Source organism: Rhodococcus sp. D-6 (assembly GCF_040256695.1).
Taxonomy (GTDB): domain Bacteria; phylum Actinomycetota; class Actinomycetes; order Mycobacteriales; family Mycobacteriaceae; genus Rhodococcus; species Rhodococcus pyridinivorans.
The window spans coordinates 12,019-35,775 of the sequence record NZ_CP132972.1 but is presented as its reverse complement, the minus strand read 5'-3'; the positions used below and the strand labels follow the sequence as shown (position 1 = coordinate 35,775).

20 protein-coding genes are annotated in these 23,757 nt (G+C 69.1%); 4 read left to right on the top strand and 16 right to left on the bottom strand.

The genetic code is table 11. From position 1 onward, the window contains the following. Positions 1–8 precede the first annotated feature (8 nt). Positions 9–512: a hypothetical protein gene (locus tag RBB84_RS25200; protein ID WP_350247767.1), complete on the bottom strand. Its 504-nt coding sequence runs from the start codon at positions 510–512 to the stop codon at positions 9–11. Positions 513–949: 437 nt separating this feature from the next. Further along, positions 950–1,540, bottom strand: a complete 591-nt coding sequence (locus RBB84_RS25195) for a hypothetical protein (protein WP_350247765.1) — start codon at positions 1,538–1,540, stop codon at positions 950–952. Between the two features lie 586 nt (positions 1,541–2,126). Here RBB84_RS25195 and RBB84_RS25190 point away from each other — a divergent pair. The 4 genes from RBB84_RS25190 (at position 2,127) to RBB84_RS25175 (ending at position 5,836) form a co-directional block, all read left to right on the top strand. Next, entirely contained in the window at positions 2,127–2,477 is a 351-nt protein-coding gene (locus tag RBB84_RS25190) for a winged helix-turn-helix domain-containing protein (RefSeq protein ID WP_350247764.1), read from the top strand. A 214-nt stretch (positions 2,478–2,691) separates the two neighbouring features. Next, entirely contained in the window at positions 2,692–3,111 is a 420-nt protein-coding gene (locus tag RBB84_RS25185; protein ID WP_350247763.1) for a hypothetical protein, read from the top strand. Between the two features lie 117 nt (positions 3,112–3,228). Then, positions 3,229–3,444, top strand: a complete 216-nt coding sequence (locus tag RBB84_RS25180) for a hypothetical protein (RefSeq protein WP_350247761.1) — start codon at positions 3,229–3,231, stop codon at positions 3,442–3,444. Between the two features lie 112 nt (positions 3,445–3,556). Beyond that, entirely contained in the window at positions 3,557–5,836 is a 2,280-nt protein-coding gene (locus RBB84_RS25175) for a hypothetical protein (protein ID WP_350247759.1), read from the top strand. Positions 5,837–5,845: 9 nt separating this feature from the next. Here RBB84_RS25175 and RBB84_RS25170 read toward each other — a convergent pair whose 3' ends face one another. From RBB84_RS25170 to RBB84_RS25105, 14 genes are all read right to left on the bottom strand, one after another. Next, positions 5,846–6,916 (bottom strand): PDDEXK nuclease domain-containing protein, encoded by a 1,071-nt coding sequence (locus tag RBB84_RS25170; RefSeq protein ID WP_350247758.1) that lies wholly within the window; start codon positions 6,914–6,916, stop codon positions 5,846–5,848. A 29-nt stretch (positions 6,917–6,945) separates the two neighbouring features. After that, entirely contained in the window at positions 6,946–7,254 is a 309-nt protein-coding gene (locus tag RBB84_RS25165) for a hypothetical protein (RefSeq protein WP_350247756.1), read from the bottom strand. A gap of 518 nt (positions 7,255–7,772) precedes the next feature. Beyond that, entirely contained in the window at positions 7,773–8,285 is a 513-nt protein-coding gene (locus RBB84_RS25160) for a hypothetical protein (RefSeq protein WP_350247754.1), read from the bottom strand. Between the two features lie 127 nt (positions 8,286–8,412). After that, positions 8,413–9,603, bottom strand: a complete 1,191-nt coding sequence (locus RBB84_RS25155) for an AAA family ATPase (RefSeq protein ID WP_350247821.1) — start codon at positions 9,601–9,603, stop codon at positions 8,413–8,415. Between the two features lie 544 nt (positions 9,604–10,147). After that, positions 10,148–10,717, bottom strand: coding sequence for a DNA N-6-adenine-methyltransferase (locus RBB84_RS25150; protein WP_350247820.1), 570 nt, complete (start codon positions 10,715–10,717; stop codon positions 10,148–10,150). Between the two features lie 19 nt (positions 10,718–10,736). Next, positions 10,737–11,168 (bottom strand): hypothetical protein, encoded by a 432-nt coding sequence (locus RBB84_RS25145; protein WP_350247819.1) that lies wholly within the window; start codon positions 11,166–11,168, stop codon positions 10,737–10,739. Positions 11,169–11,192: 24 nt separating this feature from the next. Next, entirely contained in the window at positions 11,193–12,104 is a 912-nt protein-coding gene (locus RBB84_RS25140) for a hypothetical protein (RefSeq protein ID WP_350247818.1), read from the bottom strand. Positions 12,105–12,245: 141 nt separating this feature from the next. After that, positions 12,246–13,658 carry a hypothetical protein gene (locus RBB84_RS25135; RefSeq protein WP_350247816.1) on the bottom strand — a complete coding sequence of 471 codons (1,413 nt, stop codon included), beginning with the start codon at positions 13,656–13,658 and terminating at the stop codon, positions 12,246–12,248. A 118-nt stretch (positions 13,659–13,776) separates the two neighbouring features. Then, on the bottom strand, positions 13,777–15,138 hold the full coding sequence (locus tag RBB84_RS25130) for a Fic family protein (RefSeq protein ID WP_350247815.1): 1,362 nt from the start codon (positions 15,136–15,138) through the stop codon (positions 13,777–13,779). 89 nt (positions 15,139–15,227) lie between these two features. Beyond that, complete coding sequence (locus tag RBB84_RS25125; protein WP_350247814.1) at positions 15,228–15,722, bottom strand: hypothetical protein; 495 nt, start codon at positions 15,720–15,722, stop codon at positions 15,228–15,230. A gap of 63 nt (positions 15,723–15,785) precedes the next feature. Continuing rightward, entirely contained in the window at positions 15,786–16,163 is a 378-nt protein-coding gene (locus tag RBB84_RS25120) for a hypothetical protein (protein WP_350247812.1), read from the bottom strand. A gap of 106 nt (positions 16,164–16,269) precedes the next feature. Continuing rightward, a complete protein-coding gene (locus tag RBB84_RS25115; RefSeq protein ID WP_350247811.1) occupies positions 16,270–16,611 on the bottom strand; it encodes a hypothetical protein in 342 nt (113 codons plus the stop codon). A gap of 154 nt (positions 16,612–16,765) precedes the next feature. Continuing rightward, positions 16,766–23,044, bottom strand: coding sequence for an SNF2-related protein (locus RBB84_RS25110; RefSeq protein ID WP_350247809.1), 6,279 nt, complete (start codon positions 23,042–23,044; stop codon positions 16,766–16,768). Between the two features lie 131 nt (positions 23,045–23,175). Continuing rightward, positions 23,176–23,523 (bottom strand): hypothetical protein, encoded by a 348-nt coding sequence (locus tag RBB84_RS25105; RefSeq protein ID WP_350247808.1) that lies wholly within the window; start codon positions 23,521–23,523, stop codon positions 23,176–23,178. Positions 23,524–23,757 lie beyond the last annotated feature (234 nt).

The window sequence follows — 23,757 nt, the reverse complement described above, 5'->3', positions numbered from 1 at the left end:
TCACCGTTCTAACCGCCGTTCTTGTTGACCGTTTGGCGCTGGTACACCGTGATCGTGGTTGAGTCACCCGCCGCGGCGAGCTGCGAGCCCAGGTCTCCACTCGTGGAACCGCCACAGTTGCCCGTGCAGGTCCACGCCAGCGTGTAGCTGATCCGAGCCGACACGGTCCACGTGTCGCCCTCGGGGTCCTCCATCTCCTCGTACGCGTAGGAGCAGTTCGTCGGCGCGTTCTCCGGCATCCCCTTCACCCACGCACGACCAGCACCGACACACGAGACCGTGTCCTCGTTGCCCATGTCCCACTCGACGTACGACGGAGACGCCGTCAACGTGACCGTCGCACCCCGCACCGACCGGCTCGCGGAGACCGTGTGCCACTGCGACGACTCGATCCACAACCAGTTCTTGTACGAGATGTAGGTGTGATACGTCGGCGGCGGAGCGATCTTGGCGTCTGCCAGTTCGAACGGAATCCTCAACACCAACTCACGAGCGACCGCTGCACCGTCCACCGGCGCAGCACCGCCGCTCGCCCACCAGACTGTGTAACTTGCTGCGTTCCCACTCGCACCGGTCTGGCAGGTCCACCACATGCCGTTCTCGTTCTCGTGACCCCGCGGCGGCGGATTCTGGGGCTGTTGCGGCTCGGCGTAGCACCAGCGCGGAGAACCCCACCACGTCAGGCCGTCCTTCGTACACGGCACCTCGGTCCCGTCTTTGTCGTGGCATGCGGCTGTTCCTCCGCCCGGCTCACCGGTGTTTCCGGGCACTGTCGGTGTCGCACCGGGGATAGTCCACTTGAGGCATGTCTCGGTCTCCTCGTCGTAGACCTCGCAACCTTCTGGCCCATCTGCCCACGAGCTCGAGTTCCCGGCAGTCACCATGAGGAAGCCCGCGAGGATTGCTCCGATGGTGCCGACCACACTCGCGGTGGCCCGAGCTGAGCGACTCATGGCGCCGTGCGTGTGCATGTGGTCACCCCCTTCTTGTCCTCGAGCTGCCTCTCCTTCTTCCAGCCCTCACTGGTCTTTCGCATGCGTACTCGAGCCAGGACGAGCAGGGGCTCCTTCTTTGGAACCACCTCGCCGTTGACCGTCACGCGGGAGTTGGTGTGGTCAAGGCAGTAGTTGAAGTCGACGACGTCTTGCGTAATTCGCTCCGCACTTGTCCACAGGACCTCAGGTGGCACCTCCGACCGTGCACCGCTTCTGACGTAGTTGTCGAGGAATTGCGAGCGGTCACCTAGTGGCGACATGGAGTACTTCTCGAACCCGGACTTGACGCCGGGGGTATCGACTCCCTTGCGGGTGATCTCGGTGTAGAAGTCCCAGTACTCCAGCCAGCGGTCACGCGCGGCGCGGTAGCTCTTGAGCTGCGCGGGGCTGTACTTGTCGTCCCAGGTCGGCTCAGGCGTGGTGGTCGCGGAGGGCGACGAGGTCGACTCTGTTGGCGTCGGGTCGGCCTTCGGCTCGTCCTCGCTGCAACCGGCGAGCGTGCCAGCGAGGGCGAGCGCTGTTGCAGCAATGAGAGTGCGCTTCATGAGGGTCCTTCCTGAGCCCGAGTCGCCCGATGCACGGGCCTTGGGCACCAGTCTCGACGACATGGCCGACAGGTTGCCGACCTCGCCGTACTGCGAGTCGGGTTCACGGTGAAGTCCTTCCCCTCCGAATGGGCTCTCTATCAATGAAGGCAACCGGGCACGGAGCGGATCGGACACCTTCCGGCGAACAATCTTCGAGACGCGCGCTCTGGCGCGTCAGGCGAAAGGGGCGGCGCCGCATCAGTCGCCGGCCCGGGTGGGCCAGCGAAGGCCGCAGCATCAGAGCCAGGTCGTTACAGGTGCGAGCGGCCCATCCATGGCCCCGTGATGAGCAGTTGGACGCGCCAGGGCTCCCCGGGGGTGTCTTCGTCCCCGGCGGCCTGTGCTGACGTGTCCCCACGACCGCGTCCTTCCTTCCTGGGCCCGAACCCAGGGCCCCTATTGTCCGTCGACTCGTCAAGTCGCCGCTCCGACGCGACCCGTGGCTCCCACCATCGGGCCGTGTCGTGCACTAGCCTGAGCATGACACAAGAACGGCGCTAAAGGCAGTTCTAGCGAAAATGGGCGAGTCTCGGGATCCGGCACAATGCGGCACGTGCCCCGTCTGTCGAAGCCGCCAAAGATGCCCGAGGAGGTGCTGGCGATCATCGACGCGATCGGCAACAGTGCGCGCACCGAGATCCTGCGCCACCTCTCGGTGCGGCCAATGAATGCGATGGAGCTCGCGGAGGCCGTCGGCATCGACCACAGCCGGGTTCTTCGACACCTGGCCGTCCTGGAAGACCTCGAGCTCGTCTCCGCCGACCACCCTCGCGGTGCCCGCCGGGGCATCGGCCGAGTGGTGATGTGGGAGACCAACCAGACCCGCGTCAACGAGGTCGCCAACACCTGGAAGGCCTACGCAACGGGCCAGGGCTCCGCGCCCGAGGACAAGTAGGAGCCGCGCAGGTGGGGCAGAATCTCGGGTCAACTGTCCGATCTGGTGTGACTCCTGTTGCTCTTGTTGATGTGAGGGACCACCACGAGCAGCAGCAGCGCGACAGCTCCAGCCGGAGCCCGAAGCCCCGACCTTCCGCTATTTCTGAAATTTGCGACACGCCGCGTTGCCCCGGTTGCAGGGCGCGACTGGTCGAAGCCGATTGGATAAGCGCATGGGTCGCAAGTCCAAGGGTGAGCGCCACACGTTCATGACTCGCGTGCCAGAGCTCGCGGGTGCGCGAGTTCGTCGCGAGGCGATGGCGCTCGGGTGCCACTACACCGACTACCTCGCGTATGTGGTCTGCCGTCACGTTGACGTACCGATGGAGGTTCCAACGGGCGGAGTCGTCGACCATGCAGAGCCGCCGGCCGTCGCAGACGACCGAGTGCAGTTCATCGCCAGGGTGCCGATGGCCGCTGCGTCGATAGTCAAGGCCGAGGCTGAGGACATGGGCGTCTCACTCAGCGACTACATCGCCAAGGCGATCTGCGACTTCCACGACGTCCCCTTCGAACCGAGGGTGATGAAGAAGGCTTTGAAGGCTCGAGCGAAGGCCGCTGAGGCCGGAGAGCAGATGCGGATGACGGGTTGACCGGGTCAGGGCAGTGCCCTGAAAACGACAACGGCCCCGCGGGAACGGGGCCTAGTCGGAAGCTCCACCGGGTTGCCGCCCGGATTCGCAAAGTCTGATCCCTCACGAGGAGGTGTTGTGCTGCCCACTGTAGAGCAGGCCCGCGTCGCGTGGAAGTCATTCCCGCGCTGGCGTGTCGACGCGCGCGTTCAGCAGCACTCCCCCTCGCTTCGTGGCGGCGACGTCCGAGTCCAGGTCGCGGCAGCCGTAGAGAGCGCCCGGTCCATGTACTTCCTGTCCATGCGAGCACGGAAGGCGGTGATGGCGGCCGGCAGCGTCCGGGACGGCCCATAGGCCCAGAAATGACGAAAGGCCCCGTTGGCGCGGGACCTGACCGTCTTGGTGAAGACCGGGAACCAGTTGGCGCTGGCGACCGGGAGACTCCGAAAGGAGCTATCAAGATTTGTTGCCGGTAACTGTACCGGCGTCGCACCGCGATGCCGCACACCCTGATGCAGGTCGGCGTGTCTCGCCGGCCCTGCTGGCGCTCGACGAGTGGATGTTCAACCCACACGCGACGCAGTGGTTCTTCATCGACGACGGCAACACGGCTGTGCCGAAGACGACGGTGACCACGCTGGTGGATGGGCTCGAGCTGGTCGGCCGCGGCCGGATCGCCGCCCTGGTCGGGCATCTGCGTGACGGCGTCGGCGTGGTCGACGTCGACGTGCCCGGCGAGTTCGGCACCTTCCTCGCCGCTGAGATCGCCGACTGGCTGCGCCGGCGCGACTGTTGGGTGCTGGAGCGTCCCTCGGGCGGCGCCCCGGGCCGCTGGCACATCTACTTCGCCCGCGCTGACTACCGCTACGCACCGGCCGCGACGAGGACCGGGTTCTGCGCCGAGGTCGGCGCCTTCCTGACGGGGCTGGCCGCGGACGTGAAGGTCCCGCGCAACGAGCTCGACCTGCGCGACGCCGTACGGCCGCTCTGCTCGCCACACAAGACGGGCGCGGTCACCAAACCCAAGGGCGACCTGCGCCAGGCGCTGCGCGACTTGAAGCGGGTGTTGCCGGACCGCCCGGTCCCGTCGCCGCTGCGGCCCCGCCGCAAGGCCAAGGCCACCACGACCGGCCAGCACGCCCCGACGGCCGGCGGCGGGCAGGGGTTCGTGGTGCCGCTGGCGTTGCAGCGGTGGAAGCGGCAGCTGCGCCCCGACTGGCGCCGCTACCTGGTCGAGGGCCAGGTCCCGGCCGGGTCGTGGGCCGCCGGCTCCACGAAGACCCGTGACGCGGTCGACGTCGACCGCTCGCTGGTGGAGGCGGCCTGCACCCGGGAGATGGTGTGGGCGATCGGCGACCCCGAGACCGCGTGGCGGCTGATCCGCGAGTCCCATCCCACGGCGATGACCAAGGCCAAGCACCAGGGCTACTCGTGGTGGCTGGCCTATGTGTGGAACGAACTGGTCCGCACCGCGTCCGAGTTCAACCTCGACCCCGACCAGAAGCCTCGGCAAGTCGAGGCGCCACCCGAGGAGGTCGTCCACGCTGTGGCGGCCGGCCGGGCCGAGTTGGAGCGACTGATGTGGACGGTCCCGGCCCGCCAGCGGCCGGCGCTGCTCCAGGTCGGGCACCAGCTGCTCGACCGTGTGCTCCGCACCGGGGAGCTGCGGGTGCCGTGCCCCGAGCGGGATCTGCTGCTCGACACCGGGCTGGGTGACCGCAAGACCATCCGCGCCGCGCTGCGCCTGCTGAACGGCCGTCTCGGGACGCTCCACACCGACTGCCTCTCCTTGGTGGAGCGGGACTCCACGAGCTACGAGTTCGAAATCAACTCCGCCCCGAGCACAGGGGGACGGGAAATCCCCCCACCTGCGTTTGACCCACCCCCGCCGGTGCGCGGCCTGTGGGCCACCCTCCCCCGCCCCAGCCACAGCCTCTGGCGCACCCTCCTGACCTCCTCAACCCCGCTGGCCCCGAGTGAGCTGGCAGTGAAGGCAGGCCTGGTGGAGACCCCGAGTGATGCGCCGTCGAAGTCGACCAGGTCCACCGCGAAGGCGGCGCTGGTCGCGCTGGCCAAGGCCGGGATGGCCAAGGTGGACGAGCACGGAGGCTGGCAGGCAGCGACCCGACCCCGGTCGATCCAGGTCGAACAGGAGGCGGCCGCGGCGTACACCCGCCAGCTCGAGGTCGTCGAGTCCGAACGCGCTGCCTACCGAGCCGGGATCACCTCGAGCTGGACTGCCGGCCGTGCACGCGCGATCAAGGCACAGAAGGCGAAGGAGAAGGCCTGGTGGGACAACCTCTCCCCCGCGGCCCGTGCCGAACGCATCGCGGCGAAGCGGCTCGAGTTCGACCAGATGTCCATCACCCAACAGTCCGCACTCAAGGCCCGTCTCGCCGAGCGACGGGCCCGCGCCGGCATCGACGAGCTCGACCAGTACCAGACCTGGCTCCGCAGCATCCCCGCCGACGAGTACGTCGCCCGCAGCCTCGACCGCAAACGACGCTTCCAGGACCTCTCCCCCGCCGAACGCGGCGCCTCGGTCGCCGCATGGGACCGCCACCGACTCCGGTACGGCCTCACCGCCCAGCGACTCGCCACCTCGGTGGTCGACGAGCGACCACTCAGCCCGGATGTCGAGCGGGCAGCACTACTCCCCGACGGGCCAGCAACACGCGACGCCGACTTCCTGGAGCGCCAAGGCCACCTGTTCGACCAGGCCGCAGACGAGCAGGCCGTCGGCTAAGGCAGGGCCCTACTCCGCCGGCGGAAGTCCTCTACGGGCAACGCGCTCCCGGGCGTCCCGCAGGATCGCCTGGAGACGCTGCTCCAGCTCGTGCTTGGGTGGCAGCGCCGTCCAGTACTCCGCAACCACGATGCCGTCCTTGTGCATCTCCAGCAGCTCGACCTGCTCGCGGCTGGCCTCCGTGCACAGGATGAGACCGATCGGCGCTTCTTCTCCCTCAGCGCGCTCGTAGCGGTTCAGCCACTTGAGGTACAGCTTCATCTGGCCCTCGTGTCGGGCGTCGAACTTGCCGATCTTGAGCTCGACGGCGACCAGGCGCCGCAATGGCCGGCTGAAGAAGAGGAGATCGAGGTGGAAGTCGTCGCCGTCGATGATCATTCGCTTCTGGCGCTCGACGAAGCTGAAGCCGGTGCCGACCTCCAGCAGGAACGCCTCCAGGTCACGCAGGATCGCGGCCTCCAAGTCCGCTTCGGCGTACCCGTCGTGGAGGCCGAGGAAGTCGAGCAGATAGGGATCGCTGAACGTGTCGGCCGGCACCATCGTCCCCGGCTCGACCTGTGAGTTGGCGATCGCGCGGCGCTCGAAGGCCTTGCGCTGTATCGCCTTCTTGAGCTCCCTGACGGTGAGCCGACCGGTGGCCACCTGGTCTGCATAGAAGGCTCGGGCTTCCTGCGACTTGAGTGGCAGGAGGGTCACGAAGTGCGTCCAGCTCAATTGTCGCGCCAGCGACGCGACAATCTCGGCGTCGGGGTACAGCTGGGCGAACTTGATCATGCGGCGCAGGTTCTTCTCCTCGAAGCCCCGCCCGAACCGCTCGGTCAATTCTCGCGCCAGTGACGCGACAATCTGGGCACCGTACTCGGCCCTCTCGCGGCCAAGGACCTCGGAGTCGATCAGCGCACCGACCTGCCAGTACGTCATGGTCAACGTCGCGTTGGTGTACGACGCGATCGCCTCACGGGCCTCAAGAACCAGCGACGAGACCCGTTCGACCAGGTCGTCCGGCGTAGCAGCCTGACCTGCCGAGGCTCGGCGCACTGGGCTGACGCCGCGGTCCTCGCTCGGGATCGGCTCACTCATGGGTCAACTCTCCCAGCACGGTCCGACATTCACCGGTCCGACGGCGGCATCCACTCGGGGGTGACGCTGAGTGAGCGGGGCTCCTTGGTCGAGGACAGCGCACCACGGCGGTGCAGTGCGTCGATCATCGCTGAGGCCAGCGGCCCTTTCACGCCGAGCGCGGCCGCCAGCTCACGCCACGTCGGCCCCTCCCCTGTCTCGGCCCGCACCCGCGCGACCTGCTCACGAGCCGCCACGGCGTGCTCGTCGGCCAGTTCAGCGGCCTGCTTCCGGATGCGTGCCGCCCGCGCCTGCCGTGCTTCTCGCCGCCGCTTCTCCTCGGCGTAGATCTCGCGCACGTGTGGCACCTCCGGTGCACCCATCGCGCCGTTGAGGATCGCGACCGCGGCCTTCCACCGAGGCAGTCCCGGCTTCCCCGCGTGCGTTGCGAACCGACGATGCTCCTGGAGGACCTCCGGCGTGACCGCCCGGTTGTACCCGGCCGCCTGCAGCAGCTCCTCGACCCGCTCGTCGCTGGCCTTCGGCCGCGGGCGCTTGTCACGACGAGCACTCGGCCGGTCAGCGGCGGTCGCATCGCCACCCCCGCCGCCCGAGGACTCCGCCGAGGGCGCGGCATCAGATTCAGCCCGGCTCGGTGCCGCATCCGGCGGAAATTGAGCAGCGCTCGTCAGCCGGCCACGGACCGCATGTCCGCAGGACCGGCATAGGGCGTAGGGCCACTCCCCCACCCCACCTGGCCGGGTCCGGTCAGCCTCACGCTGCATCTCGACCCAGGTGTTGGTCGACCTGCACGCGATGCACGGCGTGCCCAGTGGCCGCCGCGTGCGGGAGGCCCTCGTCTCGTCCGCTCTCGTCCTCATGTGGGCTGCCCGGTGGCCACCTTGAGCGCTCCGATGACGACGTGGGTGCGGGTGACCTTGGTCTTGGCCTTGCCCTGAGCCCGCTTGAGTATGTCGTCGACGGCGTCGAGCTCGAGCGCATCGACTCGAGCCGTGACCTGCAGCGCGGCCGCCCCCTCGCGGTTCGGCCCGCGCAGCCGGCGGCTTCCGACGCTGTCGGCAGCAAGGGCCAGGACTTCGGCGAGGACTGCATCGTGGTGGTCCTGACACGTCCAGGCGATCAACTGGCCCCAAGAGGGCTTGCCGACGCCCTTCACCAATGGCAGTGCCTCGGCGTAGAGGTCGCCCGGTACGCGGGCTGGGACCTTGGTGATGGTGTCGACGAGTTCCTTGCCGGCCGCGGGGCGGCCGCCGGTGCCTCGAGGTCGCGGCGATGACTTGGGCTTCTCCGCTGCCGTGCCGTCGTTGTCCTCGGTGCTGGAGAGTGCGCGTTCTGCGGGCACGGCCGCGGGTGCTGGTGGCTGCGTCACGGGTGGTGCCGACGTCAGGGGTGGCAGGTCGTCGTCGTACTTGGGTAGGAGGCCGGTCGTCGTTGTACTCGTCGGGGCATCAGCCTCCACGTCGCGGTCGACGGCGAATGCAGGCTTTCGGGCTGCCCTAGGCAACGTTGGCTCCGAGCTTCTCGCCGATCCGGCCGAGGATCTGCTTGGTGAGGTCCGTGTAGTCGCCGGCGAGGCCGGAGCCGTCACGGGTTGCCCAGAGCTCGTCGGGGTCGGCCAGCCGGTCATCGGCGCTCGCCTTGTGGCGACCCGGCTTGATCTGCTTCCTTGCCTCCCGGACCTCGCTCTTGGCGCGCTTGGCGATCTCCTTGCGCTCCTCGGGGCTCGGGCCGCGGTTGTTGGCCGCTCGGAACTCCGCGACCAGTTCCCTGCGGCGGTCGCTGACGTCCGGCGCCATCTCTGCCGCCCGCTCGCGGAGCACTTTGAATCGCGTGCGGCGGACCTCCTCTGCCTTCTCCGCGACCTGGCTCGCCGACAGTCCGTATCGGCGGGTGTCGCTCCGGGCGGCCTTTGAGTCGCGGATCATCGCGGTGAACGGCTCCCCCGCACCCTCGACCGCGGCGGCCAGGTCCTCCAGGACTGCCTTGTTGCGCACGGTGGCTTGGTGGTCGACCAGGGTCAGGACCGCGCCGAGCAGTTCGATTTCCGCGCCGCGGTTGCGGGTGAGGTCGACGGTGCGGGCGCCCATCTTGTCGAGGCCGTCGAAGCTCGCCTCGTCGCCGTCGACGACCGGGACGACGAGCCACTTGGCGGTGAGCATGTAGGCGTCGAGGAGCTTCGTGTCGCCGGGGCCGGAGTCGATCAGCACCAGGTCGTAGCGGTTCTGAGAGCACAGGCGGGCCAGCGATCCGCGCAGATTCGCGGCCATGTCGAGGTCGACGTTGTTGGCCGCGCCGAGTGCGCCCAGCAGCTCCGGACCGCCGCAGACCACGTCGACGCCGTGCGCGCTGATCGGTGTGAGGTCGGTGCCGTATTGCAGCGCCATCGCCAGGCCGCGGCCGCGGTCGGAGTCCCATCCCCCCACCTCGACCAGGCCGAGCCCGAAGTCGATCTTCGACAGGTTGCCCTGGGGGTCGCCGTCGATGACGAGGACTCGGTAGCCGAGCCGGCCTGCCTCGTCGGCCACGGAGCGAACGATCGAGCTCTTCAAGACGCCGCCTTTGCGGTTGGCGACGAGGAGCACGCGACGGAGGTAGGCGGAGAACTGGTCCCCCGTGCTCTTCAAGCCGCCGCCCTTGCTGTTGGCGACCACCGTCGGGTTCTGGATGACTGGGGAAGAGTTAGTCATAGCCATAGACATACCGGCTCTCCGCTGTGGTTTTGTGCGCGACACGCGCTGTGGCTCTGTCTGCTTCCTCCTCTGCTTCCTCCTGTGCTTCCTCCTCTGCGTCCCCATCTGCGCCATCGCCTGCTATCGCGTCGTCGCCCCCGCCTGTGCGCTCGTCGGAAACCCCGTCTCTGATTGCGTCGCTTGACGCGTCGGCGCTGCACGCTGGCAGTCCGTCTGTGCCGCTGTATGTGGGCGTGTATGTATCTTTAGACGAGCGCACCGATGGGACCATCGATGCGGCGACGTCTGCTAGTTCTACGGCGGTGACATGCCGCCGGGCTTCGACAGCCGATTGGACCTCGCGAGGCGTGGTTGGGTCCGCCGAGACCGTCGTAGGCCGCGAGAGCGGCATTCTGAGGCTTCTGACGGGGTGTCTGAGTGAGGCTATGAGGTCGGTAAACCACAGCGTGGTGATTCGCTCAACTTCCGGAAAATGTCCGATCGTGGGGGAGTGGGTGCCCGCTGCGCCGGGTCCAGGATGACCACGGAGTGTCCGGTGGGGTCATTGACCGAGGGGGATGTCGACGTACGCCGCCGGAGGTTGGGTGCGCAGGAGGAACGCGGAACCGAGCTCGTCGGCGTGACGGAGGTCGACGTTCCAGCCGATCAGTGCTGACGGGTGAGACGCGGCGACCTGCCGTCCGTTGGTCCGCGGCACTCCGAACTTCACGCGCCCCTTGACGAACAGCAGCGACGTCGCTGACGCCATCGCCTCATGCCAGATGCGAGTGTCGGTGTGCGCAGGGATGAGCAACACGACCCGTGACCCGGCCGCGCCGGCCTCAGCACACCGACGTACCCACCGCACCCGCGCCTCGCCGTACGGCGGGTTGCAGAACACCGTTGCAGCCGACCACGAACGAGCAGCACCATCATCGGGAAGCGCGTAGAACCGCTCAGCACCGACAGGATTGTCCGCCGTCGTACATGGGTCGAGCTCGATCCGCCCGCCGAGCACGGCGCGGACCGGGTCCAGCACGTACTCCGGCGTCAAGTGGACCTGCTCCTCGGCGTCCTCGGCTCGCCGCCGCAGGCCGTTGTCGAACCGGAACAACGCCAGCTCCGCAGTCACGCCACCAACCTCCGGCCAGTCAGCGACTCGGAGCCCGGTCAACCGAGGCGCCCGCGGAGGTGACCGGCGGCCGCGGAGGCGCGGTGGTCGGCGTGTGCAGCGCGGCCGCCTGCAGGGCGACCGCCGGGTCCGGCGCCCAGCCTGGCTGGTGGGGGAGTGGCCGGTCAGCCGGGGTCGCGGCCCGCTCGTCGAACAAGGCACGCTCCTTGGTGCCGCCCATCGCCATCGGCACCAGCGACCTGGTCTCGAGCCGAACCGCGTCCCAGGTCGCAACTCGGTCCGGCGGGGCTTCCTTCCGCTTGAGCGGCATGATCCGGTATTCCTGCCGCAGCGCCATCACGGCCGCCGCGGCAGCGTGGTACCCCGACTCTGCGGCAGTCTCCCGCGCGACGCGGCGCACGTGGTCGACGGCGGTGACATGGTCGGTGAAGCGGGCCTGTTCACTGGTCATCAGAACTCCTTCGCTCGGTGGGCTTCACCGCGGAGGCCCCGAGCGCGGCTGGGAAACCGCGGCCGCGGGGGAGTGCGGCTGAGTGGTCAGGGCCTGCGACGTCGTCACGGCGAGCGCCGAGCGCATCAGCGAGGTCCCCGTCGCCGGCGCGGTTGTCGGCTCGCACCCGGGGCTGGCCTGGCCGGTCACCTCAGCGAGCAGAGCGATCGCGCGGTCAGCGAGGTCGCAGCCGGCGTCGTCGCTGTCGTGCCAGTCGTCGCCCGCCACGTAGCGGCCGGCCTCCTCGGCGGCCGAGAGGTCGGCGCGTTCCGCCCGCCACTCGGCGTGCTCGGCGAGCAAGTCGGAGGCGGCGCGGAGCTGGTCGACCGTAGGCCCATCGACACTCTTGCCCAGCGCGGTGGCGAGAAGCGGCAGCAGCTCCTCGGCGGTGGGCAGGTGTACGTCGGCGGCTTCGCGGTGCTGGCGGTCCCAGTCGGGCCGCGCGCCGGGTGGATGGCCTTCGTAGTCGCAATAGTGGCCGTCCTCGACACCGTCGAGCGGATACCCGTCGACCGTCGCACCCGACACGACCCACCGGCTGGTGCCGGCCTCGGAGCGGCCTTCGCCGGAGTCGGCGACGAAGACCGAGCGGAACGTGGGACCGGCGTACGTGCCGCCCTGGTCGAACGACACGAAGACACCGGTGCCGTCGGTGGTCCAGCCGGTCACGGTGCCGAACTGCGCCCGCCCTTCCCCGGTGCGGCGGAAGACCCGGGTGCCGGCGGGCGCGGCCTCCTGGGTGGCGACCACGGTCTGAGTCGAGGACTGCTCGAGGTGGAGGTAGACCTTCACGTGGTTCTCGATTCGATGCGGATAATCCGGATCATCAGCCCACGGCGACTCCTGGGCAGGGGAGGGGGCGCCGGCGGCCGCCGGGTCGGTCGAGTGATCGCTCATCGTCAGCGCTCCTTGGATGGGGTGGTTGTGTGCCCGGCCCCGCAGGTACACCTCCCCCGAAAGGAGGAAGGGGATTGTGGGTGCCCTTCGCCGCACCGCCATTCGACGGCGTTGACGGGGCCAGGCAAGCGTGTGGAGTTGTCAGAACGCCGGGGCGCCGTAGGTGGCGCTCCGGGCCGCCGGGAACGGCGTGGGTGGCCGCGCCGACGAGGTGGTGGGGGTCAGGTTCAGGGACTGCTGGAGCGCCGCACGCTGGAGCGGGTTGCTGAACCGGGCCGCCGGCTCGCTCGGGGCTGGCATGTTCACCAGGTCGGTCAGCGTGGCCTCCAGCCGTGAGCGGCGCCCGACCCGCACCGGGCCGTCGCGATGGCGGGGGTGAGCGTCGATGAGGTTGCTCGTGGTGCGGAGCAGCTCGCGGCGCAGCGACTTGCCGAGGTTGTGGGTGACCTCGTGGGTCGCCTTGGCCAATTCAGCCATCTGGGTGGGCTGGAGCCGGATCGGGACGCCCTGGTCTTCCATCCGCGCAACCGCGGTCGTGAGCTCGCTCTGCTGCCAGAAGCGGCGCATGTTGGGCTCCTGGGCCGGCGAGGCGTCGGCCAGGTGGCTGATCTGCGGCTGCAACGCCTCCAACACCTCAGCGCGGTCGGCGAAGAACGCCGCGAACATGCTCGTCTTCGGTGACTGTCCGGCGGCGGCCGCGAACGCCCGGCACAGGTAGAGCTGGCTGGCCGTGATCTGCCGCGCCGAGTCGGCGGTGATCTCCGGCTCGGCGGCGTAGAACGCCTCGGAGGCCATCATCGGGCGCAGGAAGCGGCCGAGCCGCTGCTGTGCGGTGGCGAGGTCGGTCGGCGCGGACACCAGGGACACCGGCTCAACTACCTTCGATGCGGCGGCCTGCCGCAGCCGCGGTGTGGCTGCCTCGGCGGCGGCGCTCGTGGCGTGCCAGGTCGCCACCCGGGCGGTCTGGGAGAGCACCATGCGCTTCTCGTCCAGCCCCATCGTGAACTCCGGGTGCTGATGCTCAGCCAGCAGGCCGACCTCCTCGAGGCGGGAGTCGAGCACCAGGACCGCCTCCAGCGCGACCGCGACATCGCGCATCACCCACCAGGCGGCGCCCGGGTCGGTGCGCCACGGCTGTTCCTCGGCCGCCGACAACGTGTGGGAGGCCGACAGCAGCTCGATCGCCGCCATCCGCCACGACTCGACCGTCGGCTCATCCGAGGCAGGCGTGAGGTAGTCGGAGTGGGGCCGGCGCTCGTCGAGCGGGAGCGACGGCAGCGCGAAGGCGATGTTGTCCACCAGGGTCGCCAGCTTCTCGTCCAGCCCGGCCAGCATCGGCTTCGGCGTCCGGGCCGGCAGATGGTCCGGCGGGGGATACCAGGAGTCCTGGCCCACGTCGTAGAGCCGCTGCCGCAGAGCGTCGACCACGGCCTCACGGCAGTGCAGCAGCTGGTCGACCGCGCGCTCGTCGGCCGGGATCACATCGTCACGGATCAGGGCATTGAGCGCCTGGGCCGCGTTCTCGGCGTGCTCGCCGTACGTGGTGACCGTCATCACCGGTCACCCGCTGGCTGCTGGTCGGGACAAGTTGCTGCCATATCCCGAGAAGCAACCGCCGCGGCGCCGGATCGGACACCGCGGCGGGAACTAGTTGTGGAGAAGCGGGATCGTTCTACCTGCCCGGCGTACCGGGGGAACGGTCGATGCCCTCGGTGGGCGGCCCCACCGGCGGCCGCGGCATCGACCGACTGGTGCCCAGCGCCGCGGACTGCAGCACCGTCGACCGCTGCCCCTCGGGTGCGGCCAGCAGTTCCGCGGACCGGGCGCCGATCCTCACGCCGAGGTCGTGGAGCTCGTCGAGCAGATCACCGGTTCCCCAGATCTGGTTGCGGGTCCGGGCCGTCAGCGGCCGGATCACCTCCGCGCCGGCCAGCCGCTCGATCGCCCGGTAGGTCGCCGCAGTCGAGAGCCCAAGTCGAGTCTCGAGGTCGTCGGCGGTGAAGATCGGCGTGGTCGGCAGCGATGCCAGCACCTCCGCGGCGGCGCTGCCCGCCCGCGGAGCGCCAGCCAGCTCGTGCCACTGCTCAGGCATCGCCGCCAGGCGTCCAGCGGTGAGGGTGGCCTCCTGCGAGGCGACGATCGCCGAGCGGGCGAAGGCGTGCACGATCGGGCCGGCGTCTCCGGCCCGGTAGTGGTCCAGCGTCCCGAAGTAGTGCTCGCGGCGGGCCACCAGCGCCGAGGCGATCGGGATCACGACGTGCTGCGCCACACCGCGATCGCGGATCACGGCCGCGGCCAGAGCCCGTCCGATGCGGCCGTTGCCGTCGGTGAAGGGGTGGATGGACTCGAACTGCGCGTGCGCGATCGCGGCCTGCGCGATCACCGGCAAGTCGGTGCGCCCGGCGAACGTGACCAGGTCGCCCATCAGCTCCTCGACCAAGTCGGGCGGCGGCGGCACATACAGGGCGTTGCGGGGGGAGTGGTCCGAACCCCCGATCCAGTTCTGCATCTCACGCCAACGGCCCGCGTAGGCCCGTTCGGTGGGATCATCGGCCATCAGCAGCCGGTGAGCAGCCGTGATCCCGACGGCGTCGATCGGACCGTGCAGCAGCCGGTCCATCGCGCCGGAGGCCGCAACCATCGACGTGGCCGACGAGTTCGCCTTCACGCCATGCAGGGCACGGGCGAAGTCCTCGATGCTCGCATCCTCGTGCTCGATCTTCGACGACGCCACCGACTCGGCCCGCAACAGCAGTGTCGCCAAAGGCCGCAGATGCGCACCGCCGATCTCATCCAGCCGGGCGATCGTCCGCACCGCCAGATCGCATTCGGCGAGGAGCTCGTTCGGTACCCGCGGGTCCAACCCAGCCACCTGCGGCGGGATCGACACCGTCACCTCGCGCAGCGTCCGGTCGTCCACCGTCCCACCGCGATGGGCCTGCCGCCACGCAACCGTCCGCTGCCCATGCGCAGGCACAACCACCCGCGGACCGACCGACCCCACCGCGGAGTCGCCTGTGACGTCGTCACCCACCGCGAACACCTCCCGTCGATCTCTCAGATACTACGGATAAGTGAGAATAACGGCTAGGTGTTCTCACCACACCCATCGCACGTCCAGGGTTAGGGCGTGACGACAGGGCCAGAGTCGCCGATCGTGTGATGCCCGGCAGCCGGCCGAACCGACGGTGGGGGAGTGGTGCTGAGGGCGGCCGCCTGAATCCCGGCGCCCCACACCGAGATACCGGACTCCGACTGCGTGTCTGGGCCCGGCAGGTCACCGCGCCCGAAGTGGTGCGGGTCGCCCGGGTCAATCAACGTGACCCGGTTCCCGTAGTCGGTGCACATCCGGGCGATGGACGCCGGGTCGGTGGCCACGTACACGTCGTCGAGCCACTCCTCACGCTTGGTGTCCTCAGCGAAGCTGTCGATCAACAGCGAGTCCTCCATCGCGGAGACCGCCTGGGCGTACGACGTGTACGGACCCACCACCTCCGGCCGCGGATGCACCGAATCGGCATACCAGCACAACGTCACCCACCATCCCGGCACATCCGCCCCGCCGTGGGCGTTGACGTAGTCGGACCAGGTCGCATCTGCCGGAAGCGGGTTCGTCATGTTCTAGAGAAGCAACCGCCCACACGCAGGATCGGTCACATCATCTGAGCGCAGATGCCGTGCTCAGTCACGTCCAGTGAGATGGCGGGCCTCGGCGACAATCTCGGCGTACCGCTCAGGCGTCAACGGTACGACGCGAAGGTTCCGGGTCCGGGCTCGCTTGCTCGCCGCCTGCCCAGTGATCCCCAACTCGCGGCCGATCGCGGCCCAGGCCGCAGGATTGTCGCGTCGCCGGGCACTGACGATCTGGTCGTCGATCATCGTGTCGACATGCCGTGCGAGAGCTCGCAGACTCCGCAACGTCGCCAGCTCTCGGTCTTGGCTCACCGTCGGCCCGAGGTGAGATGCGTATTCCTTGCCGAACGCCTCTCGCGACCGCGCCGCATCGGCTTCGTGCGCGGCAAGCATGCGCCGGACGATGCGCCGCAGGTCGACGTCCAACTGACCCACGGTGTAGCTGCCCTCTACCCGGCGCCCCACCCCTCCAGTCTGAAACTCAGGTTTCAGACTGTCGAGGGTTCAGCGACCGGCATCGCCGCACTCCCTGCTAGGCGACGGCGGCCACGCCGCGGCGCAGCAGCCGCCGCGCCGAGTCGAGGCGGAGGCTGTGCTGGAGCACCTGTGAGTTGGCCAGAAGCGTGGTGAGGCGCTCCTCGAGGTCGGCCAGCCCAGTCTGCAGGTCACCGACGTGCACGGGAACGTAGCGAGCGGGGCGCCGCTGCCCGAAGTCGGTGAGCTCGGCACGAGCCATGCCCAGGAACGGCAGCACCATGGCGTGCCCGTCCTGCCCGGTCGCGCCCTCGAGCGCGGCAAGCAGGGAGACCGCGTAGACGAAGTCCGGGGACGCGTCGTACACGTCGCCGGCGCGGACGTCGGTGGGAACAGACATCAGGGTGTGGTCCTTTCGAAGAGGATCGACAGCGGGTCCGACCCCGCTACCAAGTGGAACAGACCCAGCCAGGCGGCCGCGTCCGGCGCGCCCGAACGTGAGGAGAACCGGCGTGGGACGTCGCCTGTGGATGAGAACTGGACTCGCGTCGGGGTCATCGCGACCACCCCAGTCCAGCCGTGGGTCCACCAAAGCCCGGCGGCGGCGGGGACGCCGGTGGCGGAGGCGGGGCGATCGCGGGCCGAGGAGATGGCCGGGATCCGTTAGGTGCCGACGCCGAGGCGGGCGCGTGGTCGGCGGAGGCGTCGCGGGCGTGGATTCGTGGCCGGGGTGCAGGTTCCCCGCGGGCCTCGCGTGCACGCTCGGCCATCTGCTGCTTGATCCGGCGCCGTGAGGTGCGGATCGCGCCCATCTCTGCCGGCTTGACGTTCCCCGGCGCCTCGAGCCTGGCATCGCGCAGCGCCCGCCATTTCTCGGTCGCCTCGTTGTAGGTGGTCTCGGCCTCGGCCACGAGAGCGGCGTGCTTGCGTGCGGCATCGTCGGACGCACTGCCGGCCGACGCCGCCGACTCGGCAGCATCCGGCGCCTCTGCCGCCCCATCCTTGCCCTTGTTCGCGCCGCTGGGGCGGTCGGCGGCCACCAGGCGCATGAGCTCGGTCAGCGCCCGGTTGCGTTCCTTGAGAGCGTCGAGCTCGTCGGCGGCCTCGAAAGTGGTGTCTTGCTCGGCAGCGGAGACCTCGACTTCCTTGCGCAGCCGGTCGACCCGGGCAGCCAGCGCGGCGGGACGATCGTTGATGCTGCGGACCAGGTTCTCCAGTCGAGTGATCGCACCGGTGTCGATCTTGCCGGGCGTCAGGTCGGCGGGGGAGAGGTCCAACAGGTCCGGCGCCCACTCGCGGGTGTTGCGGGGATCGTCGACCCCGACCCGGTACGACGCCTTCCCGATCCCGGGGCGATAGGTCCAGGCGTAGAGCCGTACGCCGCCCAGCTTGCCGATCAGGAACGGGCGCCCCTCGCCAAGGGGCGCGAAGTCCAGATTCCCTGACAGGCCTGGAGACGCGGCCAACCTGAGAGCCGCGTGCTTGCGCTCGATCACGGGCCGGTCCTCGAGGCGGCCGTACTTGTTGGTCGCGAACATGCGGAACGCCTCACCGGAGGTGTCGCTCACCTCAGTGGCCGCGGCCTCCAGCGCGGTGATGCTCGCGGTCAGGGACTCGATCATCCGCGTGCCCTGGGCGACCACGTTGGCGTGGTAATCCTTGGAGGCATCGAAGGTGTCGGCCTGGTTCTGCATCCGCCGCAGATCCAGGTCCAGTTGGGTCTTGTCCATCAGCAATGGGTTGTTCGCCGCGAGCGCCTTCAACATCGCGGCCTCGGACTGGGTCGCCGACTCGGACTGGCCGATGATCGTGGCGTCGAGGTCGGCGAGCGCGAACGCCCGCAGGAAGTTGTCCTTACGGGCCACGTGCGCCCACTGGAACCCCTCCGTGGAGCCCTCCAGCGGGTAGTACAGGACCCGGACCTCGTCGAACTGGTTGCCGCGACGGATGGCGCGGCCGTTGCGCTGCTCGATCTGGTCGGGCCGGTAGGCGCCGTCGACGTGGTGCAGCGCCGAGAGACGGTTCTGCACGTTCAGGCCGGTGCCCATCTTCCCCGTCGACCCGATCAACACCTTGATCTCGCCGGTACGGCACCGTTCGGTCAGCTTCCCCAGCTTGGTCGCATCGCCCTCGGCGTCATGGATGAACGCGACCTCGTCCGGCTTGAGGCCGCCGTCGACCAGCGCGAACTTCAACGCGTCGTAGAAGGAGTGCTTGCCCTCGCTGTTCGGGACGCCCTTGTCGCAGAACACCAGCTGGAACCCGCCCCGGATCGGCGCCGGCTCCGCCGACCCGCGGCGAACCGTGAACTCCATGTCACGCGTCCGCTCCCACTCGGCGAGGACCTGCTCGGCGACCAGCGGCACCTTCGAGTCCTCATCGGTCAGGTCAGCCGGGTCGATCCCGGCCTCCCACAGTTTCAGCTTGGGGATGAGCCGCAGGTCGACGGCCGAGGTGAGCCCGTCGGTGCCGATCGCGACGACCGTGTCCTCGCCCGGCTCGGGCTTGAACTTCGGCTTGATGGCCTCCCGACGCACGTTGAGGTGCCGGATGAACGCCTGCTGATGCTCCGAGACACCGCGCAGGATCTTCTCCGCCTGCCCACCGCGCAGCTTCGGGCGCTCCAGGCCGACGTCCTCGGCCGTGACCTCGTCGGCGAACTGCACCCAGATCCGCTTCAACTCGCCCGCGTTGACCAGGCCGTCGCCCTCGCGCATCTTCACCTGAAGGCGGCCCGTCACGGTCGGCTCGATGGACTCCTCCATCTGCAAGAAGGCCTTGCGGAAGTCGTCGAACTCGCTCACGCCGGCCTCGGCGAGCAGATCGGGGCGCAGGAACCGGATCATCACGTAGAACTCGCGCGTGCTGTTCGAGATCGGCGTCCCGGTCGCGAACAACGCCACCGATCGCTTCCCCAGCTCGGCGTTGCGTTCGCGCAGCCAGTCCAGCTTGGCCCGCAGGTCCACCGCACCCAGGTTCGGCTTCCCCTTCGCCAGCGCCCGCACCGAGGACTCCACCTCGTCGTTCTTGTACTCGTGCGCCTCGTCGACCACGACGTAGTCGAATCCGGCGGTCTCGAAGTCCAGCGGCCCGATGTCGCCACCGATGCGGTCCTGCAGTTCGCGCAGCGAGGACTCCTCGCGCTCGATACGTTCCCCGATCCGCTTCACCGCCTTGGTGTCGCCCTCGGCAAGCGCTTCCTCGCGCTCGCCCCGGAGCTTGTCCAGGCGCTGCTGGATGTTGTCCTCGATCGTCTCCTCCGACAGCGGCAGCAGCCGGAACGAGGAGGCCGTCATCACCACCGCATCCCAATCGTGCGAGGCTGCCTGGGCGACGAACCGGCGCCGGGCGTCCGGGCCGGAGATGCCCTTGGTGTCGGTGGCCAGCAGCTCGGCGTCGGGGTAGAGGATCGTGAACTCCCGCACCCACTGCTCCAGCAGGTGGTTGGGCACCACCACGACCGGCTTGTGGATCTGCCCCAGCCGCCGCTTCTCCATCATCGAAGCGGCAAGGGTGAACGTCTTCCCCGTGCCAACTTCGTGGTGCAACAGCACCGCCTCGGAGTCCTTGGCCATCGCGACCGCGTCGTTCTGGTGGGGATCCAGGGCGATCGCGTCCGACATGCCCGGGTAGGCCGAGTAGGGGGAGTCGACGTAGTTGACGTCGGTGTAGGAGCGGTACTTGTCGTTGTAGGCGGCGTGCAGCCGCTGCTTGCGATCGGGGTCGCGCCACAGCCACCGGGCGAACTCCTTCTCGATGACCTCCATCTGCTCCCCGGCGGCCTCGGTCTCGGCGCGGTTGATCCGCTCGACACCCTCGGAGTCCTTGTCGGTGACCTGCGGTCGCTGGCCCTTCAACGCGGTCTCGACGAGCTGGTAGGTGGTCCGCCGCGAGGTGCCCCACTTCGCCTTCAACGGCTTGCGCCAGTCATGCCCCGGTGGGGCGCCCATGCTGCCGCCGCCCTCCAGGGCAGGGTTGCGGCGGGATCCGCCGTTCGCCGGGGAGCACTTCCAGCCGTCCTCCTCGGAGTAGGTGACGATGGCCCGGTCGTTGCCGGTGATGTCGCGAACGAACGTCTCCACATCCGTCGCGGGGATCCACACCATGCCGAGCTTGGCGCTGATCTTGGTGACGTCCTTGTCCGGAGGCACCGCGGCCCGCATCGCGGCCGCCGCCTCACCCCACTTATCCGGATCGTCCTTGGCGAGCTCCTCGAGCTCTCCCGCCTTGCGGCGCACGTTGCCTGACAGGAACAGGTGCGCGGGCACCAGGTCGCCGGTCCGGTGGTCGGTGAAGACCAGCCCCTTGGTGAGCGAGGTGGCCTCCTCGACGTTGACGCCGAGCAGGCCGGCAATGCGGTCCATGTCGACGCGGCCGTCGTGCTCGCGACTGATCGCCACCGCGTCGGCCGGCGACTCCGCCTTCGCCGGGAGCTCGCGGAAGCCGACCATCCGCTGGGTGAAGAACTTCGCCTTCGTCGCGGTGTTGGTGAACTCGTCGTAGGCGGCTTCCAGGCCCGTCAGCGACCACCAGGTCGGGTCCTTGCGAATGCCACCCATCCCCGGCTTGATGTAGGTGATCTGGTACCACTCGCCGTCATCGCCCTCGACCAGCCCTTCGGTCTGGTTCGGGTCCTCGGCGTCCTTGACCGTGACCTGCTTCTGAGACGCCTTCATCCGGCTGATCGGGCCGTAGTCGGCCACGTAGGTGTCGTAGCAGCGGTTGAGCTCGGCCCTCAGCTCGTCGATCTCCGGGGTGTTCTCGACTGTCTCCCGCTCGGCCTCGCGCAGGTCCGCGGCCAGGTCCCGCATCCGCAGCAGGCTCACGAGCTCGTCGGCCTGCGAGGGATGGTGCCCATCCTTCGTGCGCCGCCCGGCTGTCTTGGCCCCGTCCGGGACGTAGGGCACCTCCGTGCCGTCGAAGTCGACGACGGTGAACGAGTGGCGAAGCGACCCCGCCGAACCCCGGCGCTTGCCCGGCACCGGCTCGGTGGCGGTGTGGGTGATCTGCCCGACCTTCTTCGCACGGGCCAGGGTGCGCACAGACCGCACGGGCCCGTGGCTGACGGGTGCGGGAGCGCCGGCCGTCGACCGCGTCCGGCTCGCTGGCGTGGCCGGAGCCTGTGCGGGCGTCTGTGCGGTGGACGTCTGGGTCGACGGTGGCTCGGTGCCGGCGGGGGAGTGGCCACGGTCCTCGGCGAGGGCGGCCGCGGCGATCACCTCGAGCCGTTCCCGCAGCTGGCTGCCCAGGGGGCCGTCCGAGGCGAGCGGACGTACGGCGAGCAACTCGCGGCCCATCGCGGCCTGCCCCGTGGCCGTGGTGCCGAGGATGTTCTCCGGGTGGGCGGCGAAGTAGCCGTTGATGTGCCGTTCGGTGCCGTCGTCCAGCCGGGTCGGCACCGAGGTCACCCACGCGTCGTCTCCCGGGGTCCGGTCGGATTCGCGGCGCCGCAGCACGAGGACGTCGGTGACGACCTCGGTGCCCGCGGCCGCCCGGTGCGCGGCGTTGGGCAGGCGTACGGCCCCGAGCAGATCGGCCTGCTCGAACCAGCCGCGGCGCACGGTCGAGAGTTGCTTGTCCAAGGTGCCCGCGGAGGTGATCACCGCCATCGTGCCGCCGGGCTTCAACCCGACCAGGGACTTGGAGATGAAGTGGTCGTGGATCAGCAGCTGGTTGCGCGGATTGTGGACGCGGTCCCTGACGGGATAGTTCCCGAACGGGACGTTACCGATCACTGCATCGTAGGTGCCGGGCCGCATCGGGGTCTCGCCGAACGACTCCACCCGCACCTCGGCCGACGGGTAGAGCAGCCTTGCGATGCTGCCGGAGACCTCGTTGCGCTCCACCCCGACCATTCGCGCACCCGCGGGGGCGAACCCGATGAAGTTGCCGGTGCCGCAGCCGGCCTCCAGCACCAGCCCGGATTCGAACCCTAGACCCGTGAGGGCGGCCCACATCGGCTCCACCAGGCCGGCGTCGGTGAAGTGGGAGTTCAACGCGTTCTGCATCGCGTCGTCGTACTCAGCGGGCGACAACAGTCCGCGCAGCTCCTCGCGGACCGGCGCGTAGGTGTCGTCACCGGTCACGAAGACCTTCGGCAACGCACCCCACCCGGCGAACCGCGCGAGTACCTGCTGCTCATCGGCCGCGGCTGGACGATCCTCTGCCTCGATGTGCCGCAACAACCGCAGGGCCGCCAGGTTCGCCTGAACCTTCGCGTCCACCCCGGGAGGAGCAAGATCGCCGTGGCCGGTGGGCTGGAAGTCTGCCGTCCCCACTGCCTCGTCCGGCTCCTTGGTCGGTGCATCCGTCGGTGTGCCTTCGATCGCGTCCAACCCGAGACGGCGGCCGAGTGCCTGCCCCGCGGAGGTGACCGGTGTCCACTGCTCGACCGCTGACGCATCACGCGTCTGGGCTTCGTGCATCAGGCGGGTGCCGATGCCCTGGCGGCGATGGTCGGGGTCGACCTCGACGGTGGGGTTGCCGTAGCCGGGCGTCCAGTGGACCTTGCCGATTCGCTTGCCATCGAGCAGTGCGTGGATCTCGGCGTGGGCGGCGTACGGATTGCTGTCGTCGTAGGTCAACCGCCGCGCGCTGCCGTCCGGCATCCGCGCGAAGTCGACGGCGTGATACTCCACCGGCACGTAGCTGACCGCGTCGGCGGCGGTGGTCGCCGCAGGGTTGCGCCGGTCTGCGGGATCGTCGGTCGACGTCGAGCCGGGCTCGATGATGCGCTGCCTGGCCAAGGTTCGGCGGGGGTCGCCGAACTCGGTGACCGGGTGAGCCTCGACGTAGCCGTCACCAGATCGCACCGCGACGTTCTGACTGCTCACCGAGACCACGATGCGGCCGCCGGTGAGCTGGTCTCCGGGCCGCACCGTGTCGACATCCAGGTCCTGACCGGGGTCAGGGGAGTGGACGGTGGCGGCGGTCGGCGAGGTGGATACCTCCGCCGACGATTGGACTACTCCGAGGTCAGCGTCGTCGGCGTCTCGCGTGAGAGGGTGCCCCGTTCCTTCGGCAGGTACACCAGCTCGGCCAGCGCCTCTTCCTCGGCCCGCATCCGTGCCATCGTCGCCCGGCGTCGCGTCAAGTCCGGTGGATCGTGCGGCCGGCTGGATGCTCGCAGGTTGTCCGCGGCCAGGTAGTCCACCATCTCGGCCACCTGCTGTCCCAGGTCCTCGAAGAACGCTCGGCGCTCCGGGACCGGGATCGTCTCCAGGCGGCTCGGCAGGTACGTCGCCCAGTACCGCGATGCCATCGACGCGTACTTCATCTTCGGGTCGACCTCGTTGCTGGTCTGCGGACTCATCGCCTGCTCCTTCCGCCTCGTCCCTAGTGTGCGCCCTCTCTCCGACAGTCTCAGCGAGCCCGGGCTCTGGCGCGTCCGTCGCAGCGGCGGCGTCGTGCTGGCTTCCCTTCGTCCCCGACGGCTGAAGAATGGTGACCTCACCAGCAGCGGCAGGTACCTCACCGGCCGGTTCACCTGGCTCCTCACCAAGATCCCACAGCGCCAGCTGATCAGAGTCGTCAGCACTCGCACGAC

Coding starts and splice junctions, on each gene's coding strand:
- RBB84_RS25195 (WP_350247765.1), bottom strand. CDS start 1,540: ATGAAGCGCACTCTCATTGCTGCAACAGCGCTCGCCCTCGCTGGCACG.
- RBB84_RS25115 (WP_350247811.1), bottom strand. CDS start 16,611: ATGTCTGTTCCCACCGACGTCCGCGCCGGCGACGTGTACGACGCGTCC.
- RBB84_RS25155 (WP_350247821.1), bottom strand. CDS start 9,603: ATGACTAACTCTTCCCCAGTCATCCAGAACCCGACGGTGGTCGCCAAC.
- RBB84_RS25125 (WP_350247814.1), bottom strand. CDS start 15,722: ATGACGAACCCGCTTCCGGCAGATGCGACCTGGTCCGACTACGTCAAC.
- RBB84_RS25135 (WP_350247816.1), bottom strand. CDS start 13,658: ATGACGGTCACCACGTACGGCGAGCACGCCGAGAACGCGGCCCAGGCG.
- RBB84_RS25190 (WP_350247764.1), top strand. CDS start 2,127: ATGCGGCACGTGCCCCGTCTGTCGAAGCCGCCAAAGATGCCCGAGGAG.
- RBB84_RS25140 (WP_350247818.1), bottom strand. CDS start 12,104: ATGAGCGATCACTCGACCGACCCGGCGGCCGCCGGCGCCCCCTCCCCT.
- RBB84_RS25105 (WP_350247808.1), bottom strand. CDS start 23,523: ATGAGTCCGCAGACCAGCAACGAGGTCGACCCGAAGATGAAGTACGCG.
- RBB84_RS25145 (WP_350247819.1), bottom strand. CDS start 11,168: ATGACCAGTGAACAGGCCCGCTTCACCGACCATGTCACCGCCGTCGAC.
- RBB84_RS25170 (WP_350247758.1), bottom strand. CDS start 6,916: ATGAGTGAGCCGATCCCGAGCGAGGACCGCGGCGTCAGCCCAGTGCGC.
- RBB84_RS25185 (WP_350247763.1), top strand. CDS start 2,692: ATGGGTCGCAAGTCCAAGGGTGAGCGCCACACGTTCATGACTCGCGTG.